The 6,000-nt window shown below is 60.0% G+C and carries 7 protein-coding genes and 1 pseudogene; 7 read left to right on the forward strand and 1 reads right to left on the reverse strand.

Features of this window, described 5'->3' with window-relative positions; all coding sequences use genetic code 11:
- Positions 1-149 precede the first annotated feature (149 nt).
- The 6 genes from ACYAS9_RS07865 (at position 150) to ACYAS9_RS07890 (ending at position 4,961) form a co-directional block, all read left to right on the forward strand.
- Complete coding sequence (locus ACYAS9_RS07865) at positions 150-1,550, forward strand: FAD-binding oxidoreductase (RefSeq protein ID WP_463567748.1); 1,401 nt, start codon at positions 150-152, stop codon at positions 1,548-1,550.
- 29 nt (positions 1,551-1,579) lie between these two features.
- On the forward strand, positions 1,580-2,245 hold the full coding sequence (locus ACYAS9_RS07870; protein WP_463567749.1) for a fumarylacetoacetate hydrolase family protein: 666 nt from the start codon (positions 1,580-1,582) through the stop codon (positions 2,243-2,245).
- A 175-nt stretch (positions 2,246-2,420) separates the two neighbouring features.
- Complete coding sequence (locus ACYAS9_RS07875) at positions 2,421-3,350, forward strand: SdiA-regulated domain-containing protein (protein WP_463567750.1); 930 nt, start codon at positions 2,421-2,423, stop codon at positions 3,348-3,350.
- Positions 3,351-3,455: 105 nt separating this feature from the next.
- Positions 3,456-4,361, forward strand: a complete 906-nt coding sequence (locus tag ACYAS9_RS07880) for an SdiA-regulated domain-containing protein (RefSeq protein ID WP_463567751.1) — start codon at positions 3,456-3,458, stop codon at positions 4,359-4,361.
- Between the two features lie 83 nt (positions 4,362-4,444).
- Positions 4,445-4,690: a type II toxin-antitoxin system Phd/YefM family antitoxin gene (locus tag ACYAS9_RS07885; protein ID WP_463567752.1), complete on the forward strand. Its 246-nt coding sequence runs from the start codon at positions 4,445-4,447 to the stop codon at positions 4,688-4,690.
- Positions 4,680-4,961: a type II toxin-antitoxin system RelE family toxin gene (locus ACYAS9_RS07890; RefSeq protein WP_463567753.1), complete on the forward strand. Its 282-nt coding sequence runs from the start codon at positions 4,680-4,682 to the stop codon at positions 4,959-4,961. The genes ACYAS9_RS07885 and ACYAS9_RS07890 overlap by 11 nt, the downstream gene beginning before the upstream one ends.
- Positions 4,962-5,022: 61 nt before the next feature.
- On the opposite strand, the gene rpiA is transcribed toward ACYAS9_RS07890, so the two are convergent.
- Entirely contained in the window at positions 5,023-5,694 is a 672-nt protein-coding gene (rpiA, locus tag ACYAS9_RS07895; RefSeq protein ID WP_463567754.1) for a ribose-5-phosphate isomerase RpiA, read from the reverse strand.
- A 144-nt stretch (positions 5,695-5,838) separates the two neighbouring features.
- Here rpiA and ACYAS9_RS07900 point away from each other — a divergent pair.
- Positions 5,839-6,000 (forward strand): annotated as a pseudogene (locus ACYAS9_RS07900) (threonine ammonia-lyase, biosynthetic); the annotation flags it as partial.

A 6,000-nucleotide genomic window follows, 5' to 3' on the forward strand; every position in this document is an offset into this window, starting at 1 on the left:
ATGAAGGGCATCGGCCATGCATGGACCCGCGAAGGGCGCGTCGCATAATGGCAACTGGGCGTCGTATGCTAGCATAACGACCCCGCGAAACCCCATTCCACAACGTGAATGGTTCTCAGGTTCCCAATGAAATCTGCGAGAGTTGAGTGATGACCCAGCGTGCCCTGATCGATGAACTGGTGACGCTTGTCGCGCCCGCCAGAGTCCTTACCGACCCCGCCTCCCTTGAAACCTACGGCAAGGACTGGACCAAGCAGTTCACGCCGGCGCCGCTGGCCATTGTGCTGCCCAGAACCGTCGAGCACGTCCAGGCCATCGTGCGCTGGGCCAACGAACGGCGTGTGGCGCTGGTGCCTTCGGGCGGCCGCACCGGATTATCGGCCGCCGCAGTCGCCGCCAATGGCGAGCTGGTCGTGTCGTTCGACGCGATGAATCAGGTGCTCGACATCAACCTCACCGACCGCACCGTGGTCTGCCAGCCGGGCGTGATTACCCGTCAGTTGCAGGACCTGGCTGCCGAAAACGGACTGTATTACCCGGTGGACTTCGCCTCGTCCGGTTCCAGCCAGATTGGCGGCAATATCGGCACCAATGCCGGCGGGATCAAGGTCATTCGCTACGGCATGACCCGCAACTGGGTCGCCGGCCTGAAAGTGGTGACCGGCAAGGGCGATTTGCTGGAGCTGAACAAAGACCTGCTCAAGAACGCTACCGGCTACGACCTGCGGCACCTGTTCATCGGCGCCGAAGGCACGCTGGGTTTTGTCGTCGAAGCCACCATGCGCCTGGACCGGGCGCCGAAGAACCTGACCGCCATGGTGCTGGGCGCCGCAGATTTTGCATCGATCATGCCGGTGCTGCATGCCTTCCACAGCAAGCTTGATCTGACCGCCTTCGAGTTCTTTTCGCACTCGTCGATGGGCAAGGTGCTGGCCCGTGGCGATGTGCCGGCGCCGTTCGATACGGCGTGCCCGTTCTATGCGCTGCTGGAGTTCGAAGCCGCCAGTGAGGACATTGCCAATCAGGCGCTGGCCACGTTCGAGCATTGCGTCGAGCAAGGCTGGGTGCTGGACGGCGTCATGAGCCAGAGCGAGCAGCAACTGCGCAACCTGTGGAAGCTGCGCGAATACATCTCCGAAACCATCTCGCACTACACGCCGTACAAGAACGATATTTCGGTCACCGTGGCGAAAGTACCGGCCTTTCTGGCTGAAATTGACGCCATCGTTGCCGAACACTATCCCGACTTCGAAGTGCTGTGGTACGGCCATATCGGCGACGGCAACCTTCACCTGAACATCCTCAAGCCTGAGCACATGGATAACGCGGTGTTCTTTGAAACCTGTGCCAAGGTCAATACCTGGGTGTTCGAGATCGTGCAGAAGTACAACGGCTCGATTTCCGCCGAGCACGGCGTGGGGATGACCAAGCGCGATTATCTGGCGTACAGTCGCTCGCCGGCCGAAATCGAGTACATGAAAGCCGTCAAGGCCGTGTTCGACCCCAACGGCATCATGAACCCCGGCAAAATCTTCGCCCTTCAAGGGTGAAGGCCTCTCACCAGACCTCAGGAGCCCCCATGAGCTACCAGCATAAATATGTCGATGGAACGAATATTCACTTCCCTCTGGGCAAGGTGGTCTGCATCGGCCGCAACTACGCCGAACACGCCAAGGAACTGGGCAACCCGGTGCCGACCGAGCCGCTGCTGTTCATGAAGCCCGGCAGCAGTGTGGTGCCGCTGGAAGACAGCTTCACTATCCCTACCGACCGTGGCAGCGTGCATTACGAAGCCGAAATCGTGGTGCTGCTGGGCAAATCGCTGAGCAAGAACCCGTCTGTCGAAGAAGTGCTGGACGCCATCAGCGGCTTTGCGCCGGGCCTGGACCTGACCCTGCGCGATGTACAGACCAAGCTGCGCGAGAAAGGCCTGCCGTGGGAACTGGCCAAATGCTTCGACGGCGCGGCGGTCATTGCCCCGTTCGTTTCGGCAGACACCTTCCCGGACCTGACCGACATCGGCATTCGCCTGACCATCAACGACAAGGTCGTGCAGGACGGCAACAGCAGCCTGATGCTCAACCCGATCGTGCCGATGCTGCAGCACATGGCTGCGCACTTCTCGTTGCAGGCCGGTGACATCATCATGACCGGCACGCCAGCCGGCGTCGGTCCGTTCGAAGTGGGCGACCGCATCGCCCTGGAACTGATCGGCCAGGCGCGTTACGAGAGCACCGTGCGCTGATTCCAGCGCTGTTGACCGAAACCGCCCAGGCTGACCACCGGGCGGTTTTTTGCTTTTTGCGGGGAACTATTTCTGCTCACTGCATTTTTTTCACAACTGATCCGGATACTCTTGGCCTGCCCCACGGATCGGGGCACCGACTGCGAGTTGCCCTATCCCGATCAGGAGCGCGTTCATGGCCATCCCCTCTCAAACCCTGCCTGCATTGTCTGCGCCGTCGCGGCCCTGGATAAAGCGCCGGTCCACCTGGCTGGCGCTGGTACTGGTAGCCGGTTATGGCCTGGCATTTGCCATGCACTGGGATGATCGCGCGCTGTTGCTGGTGCATGAAACGTTTGAAAGCAAGGCTGAACGCACCGCCAGCGTCTGGTTGCCCGACTACAAGGTGACCATCGACGCCAAGGTCCTGCCGGGCATGGCCGACGACGAGGCCAGCGATCTGGCCTACAGCCCGCAAACCCGCACGCTGTTTGCCGTCATGGGCAAGAACCCGTTTCTGGTCGAACTGAGCCTGACCGGTGACGTGCTGCGCAAGATTCCGCTGCTGGGCTGGAGCAATCCTGAAGGCGTGACGGTGCTCAACGACGGTCTGATCGCCATTACCGATGAGCGCCAGCACAACCTGAGCATCATCAAGGTCACGGCGCAGACCACCCACCTCAATATCACCGATGCCCGTCAATACGACCTGGGCGCTTCGGCGAACAAGAACAAGGGCTTCGAGGGCGTTGCCTGGGACCCGAAACGCCAGCAACTGCTGCTTGGCGAAGAGCGTCCGGCCAAGCTGTTTGCCTGGAGCAGCGACGGCAGCGAACTGCTCAAGGGCGATAAAAAGCCCCTCGACAGCGGTGCGCTGGACATGCGCAACCTGTCAGCACTGGCGGTCGATCCGCGCACCGGACACATGCTGGCCTTGTCGGCCGATTCGCACTTGCTGCTGGAGGTCGACGAAAAGGGCGAGCAGGTCAGCTTCATGACCCTGCTGGGCGGCGTGAACGGCCTGAAAGACACCATTCCCCGCGCCGAGGGCGTGGCCATGGATGAAAAAGGCACGCTGTACATGGTCAGCGAGCCCAATCTTTTCTATGCCTTCGACAAGAAATAGAATTCTCCCGGTCAGACATGCGGTTGTGGCACAGGGCTATTATTAAGACTGGCTTCAGATTGGCATGTTATTAATGCCGCCCCCTTTCTGTGTCGAGCTGCTGGAATGCGTCGTTTCATCCGCCTGCAATTGCTGGTTGTCGTTGTACTGCTATCGTTTGCCCTGCTGTATTTCGCCGCTCGCGAGTTTCGCCTGGTCGAACGTGCCACCTTCAACTGGACCATGTTCTGGCAAAGCCAGTCGGCGTCTGCCATCGGTCTGGATGATTATCGGGTGGTCATCGAAGGGCAGGTCATCGAAGGCCTGGAAGACGACGTTTCGGCGCTGAGCTACGACCCGGACCGCAAAAGCCTGTTCACCGTCACCAACCAGAACAGCGAAATGGTCGAACTGAGCCTGGACGGGCGCATTCTGCGGCGCATCGAGCTGGTCGGTTTTGGCGATGCAGAAGCGGTGGAATACATCAGCCGTGGCGTCTACGTGATCAGCGACGAGCGCCGCCAGCGGCTGATCCAGGTGCACATCGACGACACCACCCGCAAGCTTGACGCCGCCAATGCCGAACAACTGACCCTGAACTTCAACGCCGGCAACAACAAGGGTTTTGAAGGGCTGGCCTACGACACCAAGGGCAAGCGCCTGTTTGTCGCCAAGGAACGTGACCCGGTGCAGATCATCGAGGTACACGGCTTCCCGAAGGTCAATGGCGACGCACCCAACGCCCTTGAAGTGATCTCCGACCGCAAGCGCGATGCCGGCATCTTTGTGCGCGACCTGTCGAGCCTGCAATTCGACGAACGCAGCGGCCACCTTCTGGCCTTGTCCGACGAGTCCCGGCAAATCCTGGAACTGGACACCACAGGCCGCCCGGTGGGCAGCGCCTCATTGAAAAAGGGCCAGATGGGCCTGAGCAAGACCGTGCCCCAGGCCGAAGGTATTGCGATGGACGACGACGGGGTGCTGTATCTGGTGAGCGAGCCGAACCTGTTTTATGTATTCAAGCGGCCTTGAAAACAATCGTGCAGCGCAGTCCAGGCCTTGCAGGCTTGTCTTTTAAGGACCAAAATCCGGCTCTTAATTGAGGGTCATAAAAGATGCAAAATATCTTTGCCGACATTGCCGTCAGTGTCTCGGAGCTCAAGAAGAACCCTTCCGGGGTCATGGCCGAAGCAGGTGGAATGCCAGTGGCTGTACTCAACCATAATCGAGTGGTGGGTTATATGGTGCCTGCCGAGCTTTATGAATCGATGATGGAGCGGCTCGATGATCTGGATTTGATCGAGACTGCCAAATTGCGGGCCGAGGAAAAGTCTGTCCCGGTGAGTCTGGATGACTTATAGCCTGGAGTTTCTCCCTTCCGCGCTGAAGGAGTGGGAGAAGCTTGGGCATACCGTACGTGAGCAGATCAAGAAAAAGCTCAGCGAGCGTCTGGAGATGCCGCGTATCCAGGCTGATGCACTGCATGACCTGCCAGGACATTACAAGATCAAACTGAAGGCTTCTGGTTACCGGCTTGTCTATCGGGTCGAAGATGAGCGCGTGGTGGTGGTCGTTGTTTCGGTTGGCAAGCGTGAGCAAGGCGCGGCTTATCGGGCAGCAACAAAACGCTAGAGGGATTGTGGATGGCCCGGCCGAGTCGATTCATCATCGTTCAGCCGGTCCGGTCATTGGCTCAACGCTTCAGCGTTTTAACCCCTTCAGCCGTGCCCAGCAGCAGCAGGTCGGCAGGGCGCGCGGCGAACAGGCCGTTGGTGACCACGCCGACGATGGCGTTGATCTGGCTTTCGAGTTCGACCGGGTTGGTGATGCTCAGGTTGTGCACGTCGAGGATGATGTTGCCGTTGTCGGTCAGCACGCCTTCACGGTAGACCGGGTCGCCGCCCAGTTTCACCAGTTCGCGGGCGACATGGCTGCGGGCCATGGGGATCACTTCGACCGGCAGCGGGAACGCGCCCAGAACCGGTACCAGCTTGCTGCCGTCGGCGATGCAGATGAAGGTCTTGGCCACGGCGGCAACGATCTTCTCGCGGGTCAGGGCGGCGCCGCCGCCTTTGATCAGGTTCAGGTGCTCGTCGCTTTCGTCGGCGCCGTCGACATAGAACTCCAGATCACTGACGGTATTGAGCTCATAGACCGGAATGCCGTGGCCCTTGAGGCGCGCAGCGGTGGCTTCGGAACTGGCTACCGCGCCGTCGAAGGCGCCTTTGTGTTGGGCCAGGGCATCGATGAAGCAGTTGGCGGTGGAGCCAGTGCCGACACCCACGATGCTCTTGTCGTCGAGTTTTGGAAGGATGAAGTCGACAGCGGCCTGGGCGACGGCCTGTTTGAGTTGATCCTGAGTCATGCGGGCTCCACGGTGCCGGGGGTATACAAAAGGGCGGCCATTATAGCGGCGACTCGCCGCTAAAGCCCTGTCATTCGTATGGTCGTGCGTCGGGCAGCGGGTTAGACTTTCGGCCCTTGCCCCTCCGCCAGTGATGCCGCCCCGATGCTTGAACAGTACGTCAAGAAGATCCTCACCTCTCGCGTCTACGACGTGGCCATCGAAACCCCGCTGCACGGCGCGCGCCAGTTGTCCGAGCGGCTGGGTAATCAGGTGCTGCTCAAGCGCGAAGACCTGCAACCGGTGTTCTCCTTCAAGATCCGTGGC

It is taken from the genome of Pseudomonas sp. HP_08 (assembly GCF_055284095.1).